We start from the raw sequence: 21,353 nt of genomic DNA on the forward strand, positions 1-21,353 counted from the left end.
TAAAAGATAATCCCTTTATAATAAATAAGATATTGATAAAGATTCTTAATATCTATATAATATCTTATTACATTAATTTAGGATAGATATGGAAAAAAAACATAAACAAAAAACAGGTCTATGGGCTATTTTAGTCCCTGTAAATTTTGAGATACGCATAGCGATATTACTCTCTGCTATTGGTGCTATTAGTTTAATAGCTAGTTTGACTCTTCTTTCTTTTACTTTATCTAATATTTTAGAGGAAACTCCTATAAAAATATTTGATATAGAATTTGACCTTTTCAATACTATCATTGCACTTGCTATTATTACAGTCATTGCTTTTGTCACGAGGCTGAGTGCTTTTATTGTTTCTCATCTTGGTGCTTTTAGATTGGAGCAAATTTTAAGAACAGATTTGTCTTTTCATCTTTCAAAAGTGCCTTTAGGATATATAATCACTACAGGTTCTGGTGCTTTAAAAAAAGTGATGCAAGAAGATGTAGCAGCACTTCATGCTTTTGTAGCAGATAGTGTTCCTATGATTGCTAAAAGTATTGTTGCGCCTATAACAACTTTAATCATTTTATTTGTTGTTGATTATCGTTTGGCACTTGCTGGTATTTTTGTTTTAGTTATTGGGGCAAGTATTATGTCAATGGCGATGAAAGATTCCCAAGAATATAGAATTAAATATGAGAAAAGTCAAACAGATATAAACAAAGCCGTTGTAGAATTTGCTCAAGCTATGCCGGTTGTGAGAACATTTGATGATGGAAGTGAATCTTTTAAAAAATATAATGATTCTTTATTTTCTTATAGAAAAAACTTAAATGCTTGGATGGCAAAAACTAACAAAAGTGCTAAATTTGGTACTATTTTACTTACTCCTTTAACAACTTTACTAGCTATTTTATTAACTGGAATCTATCTTCTAAATAATGGCTCATTGGAGTTGTCTTCTTTAATTTTAGCACTCTTTTTAAGTACAGGCATGGCAGATGCTCTTATGCCTGTTATGTGGCTAAGTAATTTTATTAAAAAATCACAAGCTTCAGCTTTAAGAATACAAGAGATTATGGATACAGAAGAGTTGCCATTAGCAATAAGCAATAAAACACCAGATGATATATCTATTCATTTTGAAAATGTATCTTTTTCTTATGATAAAACAGATAAAAAGGCTTTGGAAAATATAAGTTTTGTAGTTCCATCTAAAAGTACAACCGCTATAGTAGGACCAAGTGGAGCTGGAAAAAGTACAGTAGCTAAACTAATCCCTAGATTTTGGGATGTAACGCAAGGAAGTATAAAAATAGGAGATACAGATATAAGAGAGATTTCAAACGATACACTTATGGATATAGTTTCTTTTGTATTTCAAGATACTTTTCTTTTTGCTGATAGTATTTTTAACAATATAAAAATGGCAAATCCAAATGCAAGTGATGAAGATGTAGTAAATGCAGCAAAATCAGCACAAATACATGATTTTATACTTTCACTTCCAAATGGCTACGATACAAAAGCAGGTGAACGAGGTGCAAACCTTTCAGGCGGACAAAAACAAAGAATTACAATAGCTAGAACTATTTTAAGAGATAATCCTATCATCATATTAGATGAAGCGACAGCTTTTGCAGACCCAGAAAATGAAGAAGAGATTATCAAAGCTTTAGCAAATCTTATGAAAGATAAAACAGTTATCGTTATTGCTCATAGACTTTCAACTATCAAAGATGTAGATCAAATCATTGTTATAGATGAAGGTAAGATAAAAGAAATTGGAAAACATCAAGAACTTTTAGATAATAAACAAGTTTATTTCAATCTTTGGAGCAATTATGAAAAAGCACAAGAGTGGAACTTAGAAACAAAGGAGGCATTATAATGAGTCAAGAAGTATCTTCATTTGCACAAAGTTACAAGACAACAATAGAGATTGCTAATAATAAAGCAAGCGCTTTAAAAAAAAGTTATTTATTATATATATTGTCATATATCACTAGAGGTTTAGGATTTGCTTTCTTTTTCCCATTATTGTCAGTTATGTTTAGTGAAAAATTTATTCTAAATGATGCATTTTTTTGGTTTGGGGCTATAGTGATTTCTACTGTAGTATCACTTATTTTTCATTGGTTGGCTTTAGAGTTTAACTATTCTACTGATTTAACAGATGTTACACATAATTTAAGAGTAAAACTAGGTAATAAAATCAAAACTATGCCACTTCAACGATTAAATAAATATCGTACAGGAGAACTTAACTCAATTTTGGCTACAAATGTAGACCAATCAGTTCTGCATATGGGTATAGTTGCAGGTATGGGGCTAGAAGCACTTATCGTACCTATTGTTATAGTTTTAGCAACATTTTTTATCAATGTAAAAATGGCTTTTGCTATGCTTCTTGCATTTCCTTTAGCTGTTCCTATTTACAAATGGAGTCGTGGCAAAATAAAAGTTGAAAAAATAGAAAATGTAAAAGCACATTCTACACTAGAAGCTGATACCATTGAGTATCTACAAGGATTACCAGTATTACGATCGATTAATCAAGTAGGAGTTAATGCCAAAAATTTACAAAAATCTATAGCAAAAGCACGAGAAGTACAAAAAAAAGGAACTTTAGGTGCAACTTTACCGATGGTTGTTATGATTACACTAATAGAGTTTGTATTTTTGATGGTATTGTCTTTGGGTGCTTTATGGATAGCAGATGCTAGTATAAGTATAGCTACACTTGTAGCATTGTTGGTTGTATTGGGAAGATTATCTGAACCTTTAGCAAATTTTTTAGCGATTGCTAGTGTACTAGATACTATGGAGATAGGATTTAAACATATTTTAGGGGTCTTGCGTCAAAAAGATTTAAAAATAAATGAACCTATTTTAACACCTAAAACATTTGATATAAAATTTAATGCGGTTGATTTCAACTATTTAGATTATGATAATAAAGCTATGGATAATGTTTCATTTCATATCAAAGCCAACTCTTTAACTGCAATAGTAGGACCAAGTGGTTCAGGAAAAACAACTATCACAAAACTTATCATGAGATATGATGACCCTAGTTGTGGAAATGTAGAAATAGGTGGAGTTGATATAAAAAATATGACACAAGTTGGGCTTATGTCTTATATATCTGTAGTATTTCAAGATGTATATCTTTTTGATGATACTATTTTAAACAATATCCGTATGGGAAAACCAAGTGCCAGTGATGAAGAGGTACAAATAGCAGCACAAAAAGCATATTGTCATGAGTTTATCACAAGACTACCTCATGGATATGAAACGACTGTAGGAGAAATCGGTGGAAATTTAAGTGGTGGAGAAAAACAAAGAATCTCAATAGCGAGAGCAATTTTAAAAGATGCTCCAATTGTTATATTAGATGAACCAACATCAGCATTAGACACACAAAGTGAAGTAGCAGTTCAAAATGCTTTAGATGAACTAATACAAGATAAAACAGTTATCGTAATAGCACATAGACTTTCTACAATTTCACACGCAAATACAATTTTAGTTATGCAAGATGGAACTATAACAGAGCAAGGAAGTCATAAAGAATTAATAGATAAAAAAGGAAAATATTATGATATGTTCCAAGCTCAACAAAGAATAAAACAGTGGAACCTATAATATGACACAAAAATTAACTAAACAGCATATAGCTTTACTTTTTAGTTTATACATTACGCAATTTGTAGGATTTGCATTTATAACAGAATCGTTAATTGCTATTTTGAGACAAAATGGAACATCATTAGAAAATTTAGGTTTTATATATATGTTGGGTTTATTTTTTGTTTTTAGATTTTTATGGGCTCCTTTTGTAGATAAAATAAAGTTTAAAAGATTGGGTCATTATCGTGGTTGGATTATAATCTTTCAAACTTTTATGGTTTTTGTTTTAATAGCTGTATCATTTTTTGATATATTGACAAATTTTAAAATTATAATTGCATTGAGTGTATTATTCGCATTTTTTGCAGCTTCTCAAGATATAGCTTTAGATGCACTTGTATTTAAAACAGTTCATAAAGATCAAAGGTCTGTAGGTGGTGCTTTAAAAACGGCAGGTGGACTTGTAGGTGGTATATTAGGTGGTGGAGTAGCTTTGATTATTTACTCTTATGTAGGTTGGGAACAGACTATACAAATACTAGCCTTTACAACTTCTATCTCTTTAATCCAACTCTACTTTTATAAAGAACCTTCATCGCAAAATGAAGAAATAGAAGATAAAATAAACTTTAAACAATACATAGATTTTTGGAAACCCTCAGGAAGAAAGAAGTGGTTATTATTATTATTTCTTTATCCTATTACAATTAGTTCTGCTTATGGATTATTAAATCCTATGTTGGTAGATGCAGGGTGGACACTTGATAAAATTGGTTTTGCAGTTCATATTGTAGGATATGGTATAGGACTCATAGCTTCTTTTAGTACATCTTGGGTTATTAATAAATTTGGTAAAAAAATAGTTTTAGTTATATCTGCACTAGGGCAAAGTATAGGAATGCTATTATTACTTTTTATTATAAATGGATATAGTGACAACTTGAGTGTTATGTTAATAGTTGGTTTCATTTTTATGTTTTATATGCCCTCTGCTGTTGTCATGATAACAATAATTATGGATCAAGTATCTTCAAAATCTCCAGCCTCACAGTTTGCAATCCAACATAGTGTTTATATGTTTTCAGGAGTATTATTCGCAGGTTTTGCTATATCTTTATCTGGTGTGTTTGGTTATTCAAGTGTAATAATTGTTTGTTCAATTATTGGATTATTTGCTGTATATTTATCTACCACTATAGATGATAGCATAATACAAGGGGAGTCTTAAAATGAAAGAAATAAAAATTTTAATGCTTGTAAATGTCTTGTGCGTATCAGCAATGATGGCATTTTTAGCAGTAGTTGGCCCAATAATCAGAGCTTTAAATATGCAAGAGTGGCATGCAGGACTGACTGTATCAGTAGGTGGTATTTTATGGGTTTTACTCTCAAGATATTGGGGTAAAAAAAGTGATATAGTTGGTAGAAAACCTATATTACTTATTGGTGTTGCAGGTGTTGCTATATCGTATCTGATAATGGCGATTTTTATTGATTTTGCTGTTGTCACTCCACCTCTTGTAATAATATCTTTAGTAGTGTTAGTATTAACGCGTGGTGCAATAGGTGCTTTTTTCTCAGCGATTACCCCAGTATCAAATGCACTTATTGCAGATCATATTGAAGAATCAAAACGAACTGCTTATATATCAAAACTAGCAGCATCAAGTGGTATCGCTATGGTTTTTGCTCCTAGTATTGGTGGTGCCTTGGCTTCTTATGGTTTGTCAGTTCCATTATACACCTTTGCTGTTTTACCACTTTTAGGTGCTGTTATACTGTACTTTTATCTACCTAGTGAAAAAGTTGTAGTAAAAAAAGACATGCCAGTACCAAAACTTTTTGATATAAGATTAAGACTTCCTATGATTACTGCATTTATTACGATGTTTGGAGTTGTTACAGCTCAAGTTTGTTTAGGATTTTTTGTAATAGATAAGCTTAATGTAGATTTAATTGAAGGTGCAAAGATCACAGGATTTGTACTTTCTTGTATAGGTGTAGCATTTATAGTAGCACAAATTATCATCTCAAAAGTTGATATAAATCCATACAATTTATTGAAGTTTGGTTCACTTGTAGGTTTGCTAGGATATATTATAGTAGTTATGATGACTTCTCAACTAATCTTAACTATTGGTTTTAGTATCACTGCCTTTGGTATGGGTATGCTTTTTCCTGCTTTTCAAGCCTTGGCTGTAAATCTTGTAACCAAACACGAGCAAGGAGCATCATCTGGAACAGTATCAGCAGCACAAGGTATGGGTATTGTTGTAGCTCCTATAGTAAGTACTGCAGTTTATCAGATAAATCCTATTGCGCCATTTATATTGACAGCTTTAGCGTTTGGACTTTTATTTATAATATCATTTCAACATATAAAGAAGCTAAATGCTTGAGGTTTTAATCTTAGCCCTAGCCCTTAGCATGGATGCTTTTGCAGTATCCATAGGACTAGGTGTTAAAAATAAAAAAGATATAAAAGTACTGGCTTTAAAAGCTGGTATATTTTTTGGTATATTTCAAGCTATTATGCCACTTATCGGTTATCTAGGTGGGGTGGGATTAAAAGAGTATATTGGTGAATATGATTCTATTATTGCTTTTGTATTATTAATGATTATTGGACTTAAGATGATATATGAAGCCTTTGGTAAAAATACAGAAGATACACTCACAATCATCTCAAATAAAGTTTTATTAACTCTAGCAATAGCCACAAGTATAGATGCGATGGCTGCTGGATTTACACTACATTTATTTAATCTAAATCCAATCATTAGTTTAATACTCATTGGAATAACTACTTTTATTTTTAGTATCTTAGGTGTTTATATAGGTTCTAAAGGTGGAGGAAAATATGAAAGTAAAGCCGAGATTTTTGGTGGTATTATACTGATACTTATTGGTTTTAAAATTTTGATTTTTTAGGAATAGTTATGGGTTATTATATATTAAAAATATTAATAAGTGCTATTTTAATAGTGATTATTTCAGAAGTATCAAAAAGAAATTCACTATTTGCAGGGATAGTAGCATCTTTACCTCTTGTATCTATTTTGGCTATGATTTGGCTTTATATAGATACTAAAGATGTAGCAAAAGTAAGTGAACTCTCATCTTCAATTTTTTGGTTTGTGATACCATCTTTAGCATTATTTATATCTTTACCAATATTTTTAAAATATGGTTTTAGTTTTTATAGTAGCTTGTTTTTTTCTTCTTTTATTACTATTGGTTGTTATTATTTGATGATTTTAGTTTTGGATTACTTTAGGATAAATATGTAAAGAAATACTTTTTTAAGGGGTACCTCGAAAGCTTTATCCAAGGAATTGATTTGAAATTTTATAAGTGTTGCGCTTTAAACTTAAATTGGTGTTTTATACAATAGTATGTGCCATATATTTACCTTTATGGGATTGAGCGATGACATTTTGTTTTATCTTTGAAGATGAAGTTTGTGGATTATAGCTAACTTGAACAATCTTTTTCCCTTTTGATTTTAAGTATTTTTCTACTGCAATATTATGAGCTTTATCTCCCCAATCCTCTCCAACTACAAAAATATCAGCATCTACCTCTTTACAATTAGTTACATACTCAAGTTTATCATAAGATACAACATCATCTACACATTTTAAAGCCTTAAGCATTCTCATTCGTTGCTCTAAAGGAATAACAGGTACATTTATTTTATATGAAGCTACTACTTCATCAGAAGCTACCCCAACAACAAATTTATCTCCCAATGTTTTACAATATTCTAAGAGGTCTAAATGACCAATATGTAACAAGTCAAAAGTGCCTACTGTATATACAGTCATGATTTAATTTCCTTAGTCAAAAGTATTTTAGATATAATAGCGTTTTTATACTAAAACTATCGTTATATTCAAATGAACAATACCAACGAAAACACCTAAATTACTTACTAGGACTTACAATGTCAGCAGAAAATCACACACATAAAGAATTGCAACAACCCACTATTTTATCTTATGTAAAAGATATACCAAATCTTTTATCACTTTTAGGATTAGCCTGTACGGTATTAGCTATCTATTTCAGTATCACTGGTATTTATGGGGCAGCAATGATTGGTATGGTTTGGGCAGTTGCTTTTGATTGGGCTGATGGCTTAGTCGCAAGAAGATTAAAAGGAAGAACAGCTACAGATGCAAAATTCGGAGGGCAACTTGATGTTGTTATAGATATTGTAAGTTATGGAGTTACCCCTGCTATTTTACTTTTAAGTTATGGAAAATTCGAGCCAATATTTTTAGTTGGAGCATTTATAATGATGACTGCCGCAGCAATAAGGTTAAGTTATTTTAGTACATACGGCTTGGCTGGAGGAACAAAATATACTGGACTTGCTCTTGATAACAATAGTTTGATTTTAGTCTCTGTATTTTTACTAGAGGGCTTTGTGAGCAATGAGACTTTTACAATTATTTTATATATGAGCGGAGTTGGACTTGCAATACTGAATGTATCAGAGATTAAAACACCAAAACTTTCAGGAAATCCTAGAAATGTTTGGCTTTTAGCTATATATACTTTAGGAATAACAGCTATTTATAGTTTAAATCTTTTAAGTTAATAAAATTACTTTTATTATTTAAAACAACTTGTAGATTTATCGGTTATGAAGATTGACACCCATACTAAAGTATGGGCATGTGTTTGGTACTATTATTTGGACTCTTTTTTCATTATAGTGCCGTCTATGGCATTTACTTGAACCTTGTAATCTTTAGTTGTAGCCTTATAAATAAGAAAGTCACCTAAGTGTATAAGTTGAATTTTTTCTACCTCTTGAGTAGTTGCCTTCTTAACTATTTTACGAGCTTCTTTATCTTTGATATTGCTAAGCTTCTTCTTTTTTTGCTCAGTTTTTATTTTAAGATTTGGGTTTTTGTTGTATCCGTGAATAGAGCTATGCTCCATTGGTGTCATAGCTTGAGAAGCAAACGCAAAGATTGGAGCTAGTAGTAATGGTAAATATTTCATGATTAATCCTTTTGATTAGTAGTGTTAGTTGTATGCTCTTTTTTGTAAAAAAGCAGATATGTTGAAGGTAGTATAAGTAATGTTAAAATTGTTGAACTTATAATCCCACCTGTTATAACTATGGATAAAGGGTATTGTATTTCACTTCCTACACCACTGGCATAAAGAAGAGGAAGAATCCCAAACAAAGTTGTAAATGCTGTCATAAGAACTGGTCTAAGTCTAAGTAAAGCAGCATCTTTTACTAAAACCTTTAGGTCTACATTTGGAAACTTAAGGTGTAGTTCATCAATAAAGCTGACTAAAACTATACCGTTTAAAATAGCTATGGCAAAGATGGCTAAAAAACCGATGATTGCTGAGATTGAGAGATAGATGCCACTCACAAAAAGAGCAATAATTCCACCGATGAAACCAAAAGGTACATTTATAAGAATCAATATTGCTTTTGAAATAGAGTTAAATGCAGTATATAAAATTAATATTACTAACAACATAGTTGCAGGAATAATAATAGAAAGTTTATCAGTTGCCTCTTGCATATTTTTAAAATCACCAGCCCAGCCAATATAATAGCCAGAAGGCATAGTTACTTTTTTTTCTATAAGAGCATTAGCTTCTTTTACAAATGAAGCCACATCACGACCTTCAACTTCCATAGATAGAACCATATAACGACTTAAATTTTCACGCTTTATAAATGAAGCGCCATGTTTAAGTGTTATCTTGCATATTTGCTCAAGCGAAACTAAATTTCCATTAACTGAGCGAAGACTTAGATTTTTAAGTGACTCTATATCTTTTTTTGCATCTTTGATTTTAGCAACAATAGGAAATCTTCTAATGCCTTCTATCTTCTGAGTTACTTGCTCTTCACCGATTCCATTTCTGATGATTTGCATAACTTCGTTAACCTTAATTCCATAACGAGCTAGAGCTAAGTAATCAGGTTCTATGTTGATTTGTGCTTGACCTAGTTGTGTTTCAACTTCAGCACGCTCTAAACCATCAACATCACTAATAGTAGCAATGATGGATTTTGATATTGCATCTAGAGTTTTTTGATTTTCACCATATATCTTTATGGCTAATTCGGCTTTTACACCCTCAAGTAGTTCTTCAATTCTCATAGCGATTGGCTGAGTTGGAACAAAAACTATATGTTCAAAAGTGTGTTCCAAGTCTTCATTCATTCTGTTAGTTAAAGCAGGTAAGTCTTCTATGTTATCTTTAAGTGTTAGTAAAACTTCCATGTAGTTGGCTTGAGCAGTTTCACCTTTTTCACTCCTTCCAATCATAGATAAAACTGAACTAACTTCATTTGGATAGTTTTTAAGTATATGCTTCTCAATTTGGGCAGCATTTTCAACAGACTGAGTAAGAGCTGTCCCAGGGATAGCTATAACTCTGTACATGATTGACTCTTCATTTAGCTCTGGCATAAATTCACGACCTACAAACGAGAGTAAAACAGCTAAACTAACAAACAAAATACTAACACTTATAAGAAGCTTTTTTGCGTTAGAAAGTGAGTAAATTAAAAGAGGTGAATATGCTTTTTTTATTTTGTTCATTAAAAAGTTAGAACTAGAACCACTTGGACGAAGTAATAAAAACGATAAAACAGGGACTAAAACAAGTGCTACTAAAAGTGAACCAAGCATTACAAAAACAATGTTTAGTGCCATTGGAGAGTAGAGTTTTCCTGCAAGTCCATCCAAGGATAGTAAAGGAATAAAAATAGCTATGATTATTAAAACAGCAAAGGTTACTGGAGTTGCTACCTCTTTTGCAGATGAAGCAATAACCTCTAGCTTATTCGCATCTTTTTCATCATGGAGTTTCCTAAAGGTATTTTCTACTATAACAATCGTCCCATCCACTATCATGCCAACAGCTATGGCCAAGCCACTAAGACTCATTAAATTAGCAGATAAATTATAATAATCCATAAGTAAAAAAGCAACAAGCAGAGATATAGGAAGGGAAATAATTACAATAAAAGCGGAACGAAGTTCAAACAAAAAAATAAATAGAACAATAGCAACTAAAACTACACCAGTTAAAAGTGCAGAGGTCATTGTATCTACTGCTTTACGAGTTATTTCTGTTCTATCATAAATAGCTTTTATGCTAACACCATCTGGGAGGGTTGAGTTTATTGTTGGTATTTTCTTTTTAATATGCTCAACAACTTTAGCAGCATTTGTTGCAGTTCTTTGAAGAACCATGCCAATTACTGCTTCTTTTGCGTCTATGCTAACCGCTCCAAAACGAGGAGCAAAACCTGTTTGAATATCTGCAACATCACCAATAGTTACAGCCTGTCCTTTGCTAGATTTTATAACTGTATTTCTAATATCGTCTAGTGTTTTGTATAGACCATTTCCACGAATCAGATATTGTTCAGAATTAAATTCTAAGTATTGACCACCTGCTGCTTGGTTTGCACTACGAAGAGCATCTATGATATTAGCGTAAGTAATACCGATATTTTGGAGTTTAGTAGTATCAACAAGTACATCATACTGCTTCTCTTCTCCACCCCAACCAACAACTTCTTCCACCCCTGAGACACTTTTTAAAAGAGGGGTAACAACATAATCTTGCATCTCGCGTAATTGGCTTAATGTATATTCCCCTGTTGTATCCTCTAGTTTATACCAAAAAACTTGACCTAGACCTGTTGTGTTTGGTCCAAGTTGTGGGGAACCCCAACCATTAGGAATATCAACACTTTCAAGTCTCTCATTTACAAGTTGACGCAAAAAATATATGTCCATATCATCTTGAAAAAAGACAGATACATAAGATAAACCAAAAAAAGAGTTTGAGCTTATCATCTTAACTCCAGCCATTCCAGAAAGGGCTGACTCTATAGGGTAAGTAATAAGTTTTTCAATATCTTCAGCTGAATTGCCAGGACTTTCTGTATAAATAACTACCTGTTTTGGTGTGATATCAGGGAAGGCATCTATTGGTATTTCATTGTAAGCTTTGTAACCAAAAGCACTAAGGACTAAGAAAAAAGTAAGCACTAAAAATCTGTACTTTAGAGATGTGTCTATGAGTTTATTTAACATGTTACCTCCTAGTGACCGTGTCCACCAAGAGAAGACTTTAGAAGTAAAGATTTTACATAGTAACTTTTAGCACTAACATATTCTTCATCTAATTTTAAACCTTCAATGGCTGTATATTTTTCATCTTGAGTTATTATTTTTACAACTCTAACTTCATACTCCGCTTCTTCATCTTCATGTTCTTTTGCTTCTTCATGTTCATCGTGTTTCTCTGGAGTGAAAACAACCCATTCATTATTAAAAAAAGATAAAGCAGTCGTTTTAACAGCTACATGTTTTTTACTCTCACTAAAGTACAAAGTAGCATCTGTATATGCATTGATATAAAGCTTTATGTTGGGTGCATCTATGCTCGAAAGGATTACTATGCGTTGAGTCTTTTCATCTACTTTTGGAAGAATTTGAGTTACATAAGAGATGATAGTATCATCACCATTTTGAATAACTATCTTTTGAGAAACCTTTACCTTAGATGCATACTTTAAAGGTAGATATGATTTTAAATAAAAAGCTTGCTCTTTGACTAAAGAGATTATGGGGGTATCTTCTTTTACGCTTGAGTGCAGAGGTTGGAGTATAGATGCCACGATACCATTACTATGTGCGTAAATCATAAAGTTTGATGTTGCTTTATTGAGCTTATCTGTATTTATACCCAATGTTTGAAGTTGAGATTTCAATGCTGTTGATTTGGATAAAAGTTCATTGTTTTTAATGCTTTGAGCATTGATATTTACAAGTGAAGTCATACCTTTTTCATATAAATTTTTTTGAGCAGTATAGTTTTTTTCTTGAGCAACCAATTGCTTTTGTAAAGAGATAAATTCTGCTGTCATTTTGGATAACAGGATAGACTTTATAAGAACTACCTTTTGTCCTTTTTTTACCTTTTGTCCAGCTTTTACAAAATACTTTTGTACTTGTCCACCAACTTGACTCATAATAGATTGAGAAGCATTTGAAAGTTGAATGATTTGCCCATTTAGCTTTATTGATTTTGAAAAAGCCTTAGATATTGTATGTTCTAATGGTATTTCATTGGAGAATAAGTTAAGGACAAGTAGTGTTGAAAGTAAAAAAAGTTTAATCATTATATGCTCCTGTGATATAGTTGTGCCAAATGGCATTTTCATTTAAAGAGGTTTCAATATCGATAAGACTTTCCTCTGTTTTAATAAGCTTATTTTGTATATATTGAAGCTCAAGTAGGTTTACATTAGCTATTTTATAGCCTTGTTCAAACATCTTTAACACTTGAAGTTGAAGTTTTAAAGTGTTTTGATGCTGCTTTTTTAGAGAGTTTAGTAAAACATCTGTTTTATCAAGTTTACTTAACTGTATTTGCAATCTTTTAGTTTTGTTTTGTGCTAAAAGAGAGAATTTCTCTGATTCAAGTTTTGCAATACGCTTTTCTTGAGATTTTGTGTCAAATATAGCTAGAGGTATAGATGCCCCAATCCGAAATATATCTTGGTCAGGCTCATTTTCATACTCCCCAACCAAGTCAATAAATTCTAATTTATTTGAGTTTACCTGCGAGAGAGCAAGAGATTCATTTTGCTGTTGCTTATAATATAACAAGTCAGGATTATTTGAATTTCTTTTTTTTTCTTTTGAGAAGTTGTGGGTAAAATCTATCTCAACTTCTTTAGTACTACCTGCATAATCTAACAAAGAAAAGTAGTTGTTTGTAGCTTCAAGTTTTGTTGTTTGTATCTTTGTTTTTGTCATCTCATGGCTTATGTTTGCTTGGAGTAACTCTCCTTTAGAGATAGTTCCTGCTTTATAGCGTTCTTTTGATATATTATGAATGCGCTTACCTATTTTTAACTCTTCATCTCCAAGTAAAAGATATTTCTTATTATTTGCATAAGTGTTATAAAGCAAAGAAAGATTACAGGTGAATTCTGCATGATTGAGAGTTTTTTTTGTGTTAGCGCTTTGAATCATAGCATCTGAGAGTTTAGTTTTATCGTTGCCAACGCCCCATAATCTTAATGGTTGAGTATAGCTAATTCTATATCCATTATCATCATCGCCATTTTTTGGAGAAAATTTTGAATACTCCACATCGATAGATGGGTTTTCATATCTTGTTAAAGCATCACCTTGTTGCTTTGCCTGAAGTCTGCTTAAATCCGAAGATTTTAAGTAGGTTGAATTTTTTATAGCCTCTTTTAAAAACTCATCAAAACTTTGTCCAAGTAGTGATAAATTTAAAAGAATAATGGCTGATAATATTTTTATCATTTATTTATCCTAAATTATTTTATATCTTAGTATGAAATTTAGGTTAGCAGATAGGGGGTTTTAAAAAATTTTCGCTTGGATGATAGAAGTAAAGTTTAGTATTTGAAGATACTTTTAGAGTTGGGGTATAGTTTATTTTTAGAAAAAAAGTATCTGTTAAGATGTAAGAAGTATGAAAATCACAGTGAAAATCACAATTCTTTTTTAACTCTTCATGAAGATCATGTGAAAACTCAACAATATACTCAACCGTATCAGAATTTGGCTTATCTTTTATGATAAAGCCATGCGAGATTGAAAAACCAAGCACTAATAGCAGTAGTATGTTTATAAGTTTCATTTTTTTCATTAATGCAATTGTAGCTAAAAATGCTACAATAAACTGTTTAATATTTGTAATTTAAGGAGTCTTGTTAATGGGTTGGACATGTCAGCATGATTATAAAGGCGAGTGTAAGCTTGTAAAGAAATTTTGTGTCCCTGGTATGAAAGGATGTACATTAAAAAGTAGTGAATACATCTTTAGCACGGGAAGTTATGAAGATGATAAAGAGGCAGTTGAGAGAAAAAGTCAAGAGATAGATTTTGCTACTCTTGCAAAAAGTAACTGAGTAATTTTTAGTATTTAAAGTCAAACCTAGTTTTTATTGATATAATATAAATAAAATTAAGTGAAAAAGGTTAGAGTTGTGGAGATAACATTACTTATAAAAACAGTTATGGGCTTAATTGTACTTTTGGCTATTTTGATGTTTTTGTTGTTTGTACCATCAACTAAAAAAAGTAAAGAAAAAGCACAAAAGAAGAATACCTCATTTACTTCAGGTTCACCAGTAGTTAAAACAGAAAGTACAAATACAAGTTTAGAATATTTAAGAAGTATTATAAAAAAGAAAAAATCAACAACAGCTGAGTTAAAAAATGCTTTAGAGCTTATTATAAAACATCATGGTATTGTCCATGAGAAATTAGGTGAAAGAGCGCATCCAGATTTTGATATATACATGGATATTTTATTTACAATATGTAGACATCCAAATACTAATAAAGATATCCTCTTAACTTTTGACCGCTCTCTAGCAAAACTAAATCCTGCGTATAAAAAAGAGATAAACGAAGCTATGACAAAAGGCTTAACCTCACGAAGAGTTTAAGCCTATTTCATATCAATCATCTCTGTAGCTTTACCTTGAATGATGTGAATATCTCTTTCTTGAAGTTGCTTTAAAGTGTCCATATCCATGACCCCTGTTGCAATTAGCGATATACCAACTGTATCTGTAATGAGTCTAAATGCCGATAGTGCTTGTTCGCTTTGACTCAAAAAGTAACCTGGTTCACCTTTTATATAGATAGGTCTTAAATCTTGAAGGTAATGATAATCAACACTCTCACCAATAAACTCAAATATACCCATTTCTATATCATACTTTTCAAAAAGAGCTTTGTATCGTTTAACCTCTTTGTTGTTTTGTCTAACTAGTTTATCTGGCATCTCTATGATGAGTTTAAAGCCAAGAGTTTTAGCAAAAGCTTCAAAAAGTTTATTCATTTCTTCATAGGTATCGCTTAATTCTAAATAATCAAAGGGAAGTCTAAGAGAACAAGTTTTACCTCTTAATCTTGCATCTGGAGTTTTAAACATCATATTTAAAATATTTTTATAGATTTTATTGCCTAATCCTGCTTGATTTGCTGGTGCCATAAATTGTCCAAAATAATAAGTTGTATCTTTATCTATATTTAGAGTTAAACTAAGCGTATTATGGTTTATTTTTTTAGTTCTAGCATTGATTGTTTTGTAAGAGACAAAATTAAAACTATTGTTCTGCATAGCTTCATTTATAATCTTTCTCCAAGCTTCTTTACCCATAACTTCGACTGTATCTTCAGCTTTTTGAAGATGAATTTTTGCATCTTTAAATTTTGCTTGTGCTAGTGCATTGTCTGAGTGTGAGAGAAGTTGGCCTATATTCTCTTTGTAGTTATATTTATAAAGACCAAGAGCAAGATAAACATCATCTATATCTAACTCTAAAGATAGTATTCGTTCCCTTGTTACCTTAGATATATTTTCTGCCATATTAATAGCTTCAAGAGCTAAGCAATCGGGAAGTAAAATGGAAAATTCCGTACCATTCATTCTAGCAACAATAGAGTTTTTGTAGTTGCTAGCATGTGAGTTAAATATATTTGAAATCTCAACAAAAAGCTTATCAACATCACGATGACCTATCTGCTCATTTGCGTGAACAACCCCATTAAAAGCTATCATTATATTTATACCACCACGAGAAGTTGCATCTATTTTAAGATATTCTGGGAGTTTATCTATAAAATATTTACGATTTCTAAGTTTTGTTGTTTTATCTATATATTCAAGCTCTTTTTGGCGTTTTAGCTCTTCATTTCCTTTGTCAAACATAGCCTTTACTTTTGATACCATGTTGTTCATACCAAGGACAACATCTTTGAACTCCTTTGTGTAAGGGATAGTAGCTTGAATAATAAATTCATTTCTTATAACAGCTTCTGCTTGTTTTTGAACTTCTTTTAAAGGTTTTAAAATAGCAGCGAGAAGTAAGTTTAAGATAACCAAACCAACAAAAGCGATAATACTAAAAGAGATTATAAGATTTTTTAAAATAGTATATAGTTGTTTATAAGCATAAGTTTCATTACTTTGAATATTTAACATCCCCACTTGACTCCATCCAGCAGAAACATTAGCAGATGCAACTGGTACATCTATGCTAACAATATTTAAAAACCAAGCTGGAATATCAGATAAATCACTCTCAATGCTTCTATCGTAAACTAAAACATTATCAACATCAACAAGAGAAATATAACGATAGTTACCGCTGTCAAAGTTTGCATTTATCATAGTAGACATCATGGAAATATCCCCATTCGCACTTCCAAGAGAAAGGCTTAGGGAGGTTGCTGTATTTTTAGCATCTTCATATAGTCTATCTTGTGCAGATTCATTCGCACTTTGAAAGTTTAGTGTTAAAACCGTTGTTAAAACTATGAGTAAAAATATGGATAGCAGTATCGCTATTTGTTTAAAGAGTGTCATATTTTTTTCCTTTTCATGTTGAGTTTTAGTTCATCCCATTTTTTATGGGCTTTTTTACTTTTTACTTTTTTACCTTTTCCCGTTTTACTAGCTCTGTAAAGACTTTCTCCATTGAAGTTATAAATAGGAGTCAAATCTTTTCTCTTAGAAGCAGGGAAAATCTTATGGTTGTAATTATCTAAAATAAGAGGCTCACTTCTAGGTGTTTTAAAGTATGTAAGAACCATGTGAGCCTCTTTAAACCTAATAGAGCGTACATAAGTGAAAAAAAGTTTTTTAGAGCTAATACCAAGATATCTAAGTGCAAAATATTTACTAATGACATAATCTTCACAATCACCCATATCCTTACCCAAGAACTCCCATGGAGTTGCCCAGTAGTCTTTTTTTCTATACACCTTCATGTCAGATTTATATCTAACTTCATTATAAAATTTATTTACAGCATTTAATTTGGCTAAATCACTTTTCCCCTTAACGGAGTTTAGAGTTTTTTGAAGATAAAAAAATCTTTTTTTAGCAAATACCTTATATTTTTTAGCTATTTTATTTAAGAGAGGTTTCTCTACATAGGGTTTGTCTGCAAATGACGTAGATACAAACACTAATGATAAAAATATAAAAACTTTTAAGATATTCATAAGGCAATTATATCTTAAAGTTGTCTCTTGTTAAAACCAGCACTTCCCATTTTTGCTTTTACATTAAACTCTTGCGAAAAAGGCTTTAAGTAGCTTGGGATTGCTCTTCCTTTTAGCTTCATCATATCTTCAAGCATCTCTTGTGCCACATTCTCTTGGTTTAAGCCTTTAGCATCTACTAAATATTTAAACAAAAGTTCTCCCAATCTCTGAAGTGATATTTTGTATGTTGAATCCGTCTGCTTATACATCCAGATGCTAAAAGTGTAAAAACTCTCATAAACACTGTTTTCTTGCCAAAGTAGTTTTATGCTTCTTTTAAAATTACCACTATTGTAGGTTAAATCCCAAAATCTTGAAAATCTTTTCATAATTTGAATATCTTTAAATGATAATCTTGAATTTTTTAATATATCATAAGGAGGTATATCGCTATAAACCATCTCAAACTCTATATCATGTCGATTTATTTGAGTTCCAGATAGTTTTTTTAAGATGCCTATTTGAATTTCACAACTACTTAAGCTTACTAGTTCATCAAGATTTTCCCCAAAACTCTCTAAACTCTCATCAGGAAGACCAACTATCAAGTCTAGATGCATGTGAGCTTTTGTTTCATGCTCCAAAAAGCTTATATTTTCTTTGATTTTATCAAGTTTTAATTCTCTTGAAATATTATTTGCAATTTGTGGGTTTAGTGTCTGTATGCCTATCTCCAGTTGTAAAGCCCCATCTTCAAATCGTTTTATTTTTTCTTTTATTGAAGAAGGAAAATGGTCAGGTATAACTTCAAAATGCGCAAAGTAAGGGGGTTCTTTTTCTAAAAAGAAGTCTAAGATTTTATTAGCTGTTTTAATGTTGAGGTTAAAAGTTCTATCTATAAACTTAAAATTTCTAGCACCTCTACTCCAAAGTATTTCAAACTCATTTAAAACTTCATCTAAATCAAAAGCTCTAACTCTCTCATCCATTGAAGATAGACAAAACTCACAGGAAAATGGACAGCCTCTTGATACTTCAACATAGATATAGCGGTTTTTTATATCAGAATCTGTGTAGTATTGATAAGGTAAGTTTATATTTTTTAACGAAGGTAGGCTCATCTTCATAATTTTGTTGGCTGGTGGAGTTTTATCTTTTATTTTTTTACATAGTTCATAAAAAGCGATATCTCCTTCACCTTGAATAATGAAGTCTGCTATATCAAAATTTACTCTAAATGGTTCATGTGTAACTTCTGGTCCACCTAAAATTATGGTAGTTCTCGGAGATATTTTTTTTAATATATGTATAAGTTCAAAAATTTCTTTAGCATTCCAAATATAAACACCGATGCCAATAATATCAGGAGAGTTAAAAAGAAGTTTTTCTGCAACAGATTGTAATGCATCGTTGATACTAAATTCTAATATGTTAGCATCTGCTTGTAGTTCTTTTAAGTTTGCATATAAATATCTAAGGGCAATAGATGTATGCGTAAATCTTGAATTTAAGGTAGTTAAAATTATTTTCATAGATGAAGTTTAACATAAAGTTACATGCTTAAGAGTAGAATAGACTAAGTAAAAAGGGGAAGTGACCTAGTCTATTTAAATTTTTTAGGAGTTTTATTCTCTCTCGTGAAAGGGAAAAAACACAATTGAGATTTAAAAGTATATGTTCTTTAAGTAAATACTAAGTAAATATTACTTACAGTTTTGTGTATATTCTTCGAGCATCTCATCAAGTTTTATAAATAGCTCACTAGATGCTTCTTCCATTGCAGATAAGTTAAGATATATTTTATCTGGATTGTCATGCTTTAGTACATTTTTTCCTTCTACATAAGGTAAGTTTTTAAATACTGCTTCATGGACTTTTGCATGTGGCGCGTCCATTCCTTCAAAGGCTTTTGTGTGTCCAAAACGCTCTTGTCCAGCACCTAAGTACCATTTACCCATACGACATGATTTATGGTCAACAAAAACTTTATTTGTTTCAGTGTTTAAGACAGCTGAGTAAGCATTTGATTTAAATAGAATATGGTCAACTTTAACAAGAGTTGTAAACATTCTATTTTGTACATGAATAGCTGTTTGGGATGCGTTTATCGCAAGATTATTTAGTTCTTTAAATGTTTCTTCAAACTCAATTATAACCTTACTAGAATTTTGAGCTATTTCAGAGATGCTATCAGAATTTGTTCTCATATCATTTGTTTCTTGTTGAAGAGTTGATATATTAATTTCTATTTCATTTGTAGCTTTTTGTGTGCGTTCTGCAAGTTTACGAACTTCATCGGCAACAACAGCAAAGCCACGACCATGTTCACCAGCACGAGCCGCTTCTATGGCAGCATTAAGTGCTAGTAAATTTGTTTGGTCTGCTATATCTTTTATGAGATTTACTACATCAGAGATTTCGCTTGATCTTTGTTCAAGAGAAATTATGCCTTCATGTGAAGATGCAATAGAATCAACTAGGGTATTTAATTTTTCGCCAAGCTCAACAACACTATCTAAGCTATTGGCAGATTTTTGTGCTGTTTCTTGTGAAACTTCTGCTATGTTTGCTGACTCTTCTTGTGATCCAATGATATCTGTTTGTATAATTTGTAAGCCTGAACCAATACCACCACCTAAATTTGCAAGTCTGTCGATTAGTTTTCCTTTGATTATTGTTTCATAACCAGCTGCGATAGAAGATATTGTTTCATTTAAATCAAGAGCAGCTTTACGAAAAGTACCATGCAAACCAGAAGAGTAAGTTCGTCTATAAGTTTTACCAATAGCGGCAGAATTTATAGTAGCTTCAGTATCTTTCATAAAAGCCTCAAGTTGGTCTAGCGTATCATTGATAGCCCAAGCACGAGCAGATATAGAAGAGTTGTCATCTGGTATGTTTGTGATGCGATCCTCAAGGATTCCCTGCTCCATATTTTGAAGCACTCTACGCATAGAAGCAAGTAAAATGTCATCAGCAGAACTACTCTTTTTTTTAGGAATTAAGATAGATGCTACTAAAACTGCTAGAATTATTCCTGTTAGAGTAAAATTACTACCAATTAAACTGTAAATGCCAATACCAAAAAGCGCAATAAATAGTAAAATAGTTCCGTTATTCCTGAATAGATATGATAAGTTCATCGTAATCAACTCCTTTTTCTGCCAATATATCTGTTAATATTTTAAATGAAGCATCCACTCCATCACTTTTTTCAACTTCAAGCATCTTTTTATAGAGGGGAATGATAATCTCTAAAGCTTTAGGATTTGGTTTTCGTCTAACAGAGTAATAACCAAGAATGTTACCTTTAGCGTCTAAAGATGGAGTGACATTTGCGTAAACCCAGTAAGCATTGCCATTTTTAGTTTTATTTATTACAAAAGCAAAAACTTCTTCTTTGGTTCTTATTGTGTCCCATAAGTATTTTAAAACAGCCTTTGGCATATCTGGATGGCGGATAATATTGTGAGGTTGTCCTAAAAGTTCAGCCTCTGAATATTCTGCCATTTCCATAAAAATTTTGTTTGTATATGTTATGCGACCTTTAAGGTCAGTTTTAGAAACGATAAAATCATCTTCTCGCATCACTTTTAACATGAAAGTCCCCCTAAAATTTAATAATGATAAGTATATCATATAAAATCTATAAGAATATTCCATAAGTTGGTATAATGCGAT

General features: G+C 31.4%; 20 protein-coding genes and 1 pseudogene. 9 read left to right on the top strand and 12 right to left on the bottom strand.

Translation table 11 applies throughout. The annotated features are described in order from the left end of the window. Nucleotides 1-88 precede the first annotated feature (88 nt). The 6 genes from MOV42_RS00400 to MOV42_RS00425 are packed head-to-tail and all read left to right on the top strand — an operon-like array spanning nucleotide 89 to nucleotide 6,908. On the top strand, nucleotides 89-1,873 hold the full coding sequence (locus MOV42_RS00400; protein WP_324171844.1) for an ABC transporter ATP-binding protein: 1,785 nt from the start codon (nucleotides 89-91) through the stop codon (nucleotides 1,871-1,873). Beyond that, nucleotides 1,873-3,633 carry an ABC transporter ATP-binding protein gene (locus MOV42_RS00405; protein ID WP_324171845.1) on the top strand — a complete coding sequence of 587 codons (1,761 nt, stop codon included), beginning with the start codon at nucleotides 1,873-1,875 and terminating at the stop codon, nucleotides 3,631-3,633. Before MOV42_RS00400 ends, MOV42_RS00405 begins: the two co-directional genes overlap by 1 nt. Nucleotide 3,634: 1 nt before the next feature. Further along, nucleotides 3,635-4,846: an MFS transporter gene (locus tag MOV42_RS00410; protein WP_324171846.1), complete on the top strand. Its 1,212-nt coding sequence runs from the start codon at nucleotides 3,635-3,637 to the stop codon at nucleotides 4,844-4,846. A gap of 1 nt (nucleotide 4,847) precedes the next feature. Next, the gene (locus MOV42_RS00415) at nucleotides 4,848-6,017 is read left to right on the top strand and encodes an MFS transporter (protein WP_324171847.1); all 1,170 of its coding nucleotides are present in this window, start codon (nucleotides 4,848-4,850) and stop codon (nucleotides 6,015-6,017) included. Next, on the top strand, nucleotides 6,010-6,549 hold the full coding sequence (locus tag MOV42_RS00420) for a manganese efflux pump MntP family protein (RefSeq protein ID WP_324171848.1): 540 nt from the start codon (nucleotides 6,010-6,012) through the stop codon (nucleotides 6,547-6,549). The genes MOV42_RS00415 and MOV42_RS00420 overlap by 8 nt, the downstream gene beginning before the upstream one ends. An 8-nt stretch (nucleotides 6,550-6,557) precedes the next feature. After that, the gene (locus tag MOV42_RS00425) at nucleotides 6,558-6,908 is read left to right on the top strand and encodes a DUF3147 family protein (protein ID WP_324171849.1); all 351 of its coding nucleotides are present in this window, start codon (nucleotides 6,558-6,560) and stop codon (nucleotides 6,906-6,908) included. Between the two features lie 93 nt (nucleotides 6,909-7,001). On the opposite strand, the gene MOV42_RS00430 is transcribed toward MOV42_RS00425, so the two are convergent. Further along, nucleotides 7,002-7,445: an adenylyltransferase/cytidyltransferase family protein gene (locus tag MOV42_RS00430; RefSeq protein WP_324171850.1), complete on the bottom strand. Its 444-nt coding sequence runs from the start codon at nucleotides 7,443-7,445 to the stop codon at nucleotides 7,002-7,004. 119 nt (nucleotides 7,446-7,564) lie between these two features. Between MOV42_RS00430 and MOV42_RS00435 the strand changes: the two genes are divergently transcribed. Then, nucleotides 7,565-8,224, top strand: coding sequence for a CDP-alcohol phosphatidyltransferase family protein (locus MOV42_RS00435; protein WP_324171851.1), 660 nt, complete (start codon nucleotides 7,565-7,567; stop codon nucleotides 8,222-8,224). Between the two features lie 92 nt (nucleotides 8,225-8,316). Here the strand turns inward: MOV42_RS00435 and MOV42_RS00440 are convergent, their stop codons facing one another. The 5 genes from MOV42_RS00440 to MOV42_RS00460 are packed head-to-tail and all read right to left on the bottom strand — an operon-like array spanning nucleotide 8,317 to nucleotide 14,316. Beyond that, complete coding sequence (locus MOV42_RS00440) at nucleotides 8,317-8,634, bottom strand: PepSY domain-containing protein (protein ID WP_324171852.1); 318 nt, start codon at nucleotides 8,632-8,634, stop codon at nucleotides 8,317-8,319. Between the two features lie 2 nt (nucleotides 8,635-8,636). Next, nucleotides 8,637-11,717: a CusA/CzcA family heavy metal efflux RND transporter gene (locus MOV42_RS00445; protein ID WP_324171853.1), complete on the bottom strand. Its 3,081-nt coding sequence runs from the start codon at nucleotides 11,715-11,717 to the stop codon at nucleotides 8,637-8,639. 8 nt (nucleotides 11,718-11,725) lie between these two features. Beyond that, on the bottom strand, nucleotides 11,726-12,808 hold the full coding sequence (locus MOV42_RS00450; protein ID WP_324171854.1) for an efflux RND transporter periplasmic adaptor subunit: 1,083 nt from the start codon (nucleotides 12,806-12,808) through the stop codon (nucleotides 11,726-11,728). Beyond that, complete coding sequence (locus MOV42_RS00455; RefSeq protein ID WP_324171855.1) at nucleotides 12,801-13,967, bottom strand: TolC family protein; 1,167 nt, start codon at nucleotides 13,965-13,967, stop codon at nucleotides 12,801-12,803. The genes MOV42_RS00450 and MOV42_RS00455 overlap by 8 nt, the downstream gene beginning before the upstream one ends. Before the next feature lie 43 nt (nucleotides 13,968-14,010). Further along, nucleotides 14,011-14,316 carry a hypothetical protein gene (locus MOV42_RS00460; RefSeq protein ID WP_324171856.1) on the bottom strand — a complete coding sequence of 102 codons (306 nt, stop codon included), beginning with the start codon at nucleotides 14,314-14,316 and terminating at the stop codon, nucleotides 14,011-14,013. 67 nt (nucleotides 14,317-14,383) lie between these two features. Between MOV42_RS00460 and MOV42_RS00465 the strand changes: the two genes are divergently transcribed. Both MOV42_RS00465 and MOV42_RS00470 read left to right on the top strand, forming a co-directional pair. After that, a complete protein-coding gene (locus MOV42_RS00465) occupies nucleotides 14,384-14,578 on the top strand; it encodes a hypothetical protein (protein WP_324171857.1) in 195 nt (64 codons plus the stop codon). A 78-nt stretch (nucleotides 14,579-14,656) separates the two neighbouring features. Then, complete coding sequence (locus tag MOV42_RS00470) at nucleotides 14,657-15,121, top strand: hypothetical protein (RefSeq protein ID WP_324171858.1); 465 nt, start codon at nucleotides 14,657-14,659, stop codon at nucleotides 15,119-15,121. 2 nt (nucleotides 15,122-15,123) lie between these two features. Here the strand turns inward: MOV42_RS00470 and MOV42_RS00475 are convergent, their stop codons facing one another. The 6 genes and pseudogenes from MOV42_RS00475 to MOV42_RS00495 form a co-directional block, all read right to left on the bottom strand. Continuing rightward, nucleotides 15,124-17,049, bottom strand: coding sequence for a LapD/MoxY N-terminal periplasmic domain-containing protein (locus MOV42_RS00475; RefSeq protein WP_324171859.1), 1,926 nt, complete (start codon nucleotides 17,047-17,049; stop codon nucleotides 15,124-15,126). Continuing rightward, nucleotides 17,046-17,690 (bottom strand): transglutaminase-like cysteine peptidase, encoded by a 645-nt coding sequence (locus MOV42_RS00480; protein ID WP_324171860.1) that lies wholly within the window; start codon nucleotides 17,688-17,690, stop codon nucleotides 17,046-17,048. The genes MOV42_RS00475 and MOV42_RS00480 overlap by 4 nt, the downstream gene beginning before the upstream one ends. Nucleotides 17,691-17,704: 14 nt before the next feature. After that, nucleotides 17,705-19,204 (bottom strand): B12-binding domain-containing radical SAM protein, encoded by a 1,500-nt coding sequence (locus MOV42_RS00485; protein WP_324171861.1) that lies wholly within the window; start codon nucleotides 19,202-19,204, stop codon nucleotides 17,705-17,707. Between the two features lie 171 nt (nucleotides 19,205-19,375). Further along, nucleotides 19,376-19,741, bottom strand: a complete 366-nt coding sequence (locus MOV42_RS13955) for a CZB domain-containing protein (protein ID WP_416385461.1) — start codon at nucleotides 19,739-19,741, stop codon at nucleotides 19,376-19,378. A gap of 99 nt (nucleotides 19,742-19,840) precedes the next feature. Continuing rightward, a pseudogene (locus MOV42_RS00490) lies at nucleotides 19,841-20,815 on the bottom strand (methyl-accepting chemotaxis protein); the annotation flags it as partial. Further along, nucleotides 20,787-21,272 carry a PAS domain-containing protein gene (locus MOV42_RS00495; RefSeq protein ID WP_324171863.1) on the bottom strand — a complete coding sequence of 162 codons (486 nt, stop codon included), beginning with the start codon at nucleotides 21,270-21,272 and terminating at the stop codon, nucleotides 20,787-20,789. The gene MOV42_RS00495 and the pseudogene MOV42_RS00490, both read right to left, overlap by 29 nt. Nucleotides 21,273-21,353 lie beyond the last annotated feature (81 nt).

Origin of the sequence: Sulfurimonas sp. (assembly GCF_029027405.1) — a bacterium.
Lineage (GTDB): Bacteria > Campylobacterota > Campylobacteria > Campylobacterales > Sulfurimonadaceae > Sulfurimonas.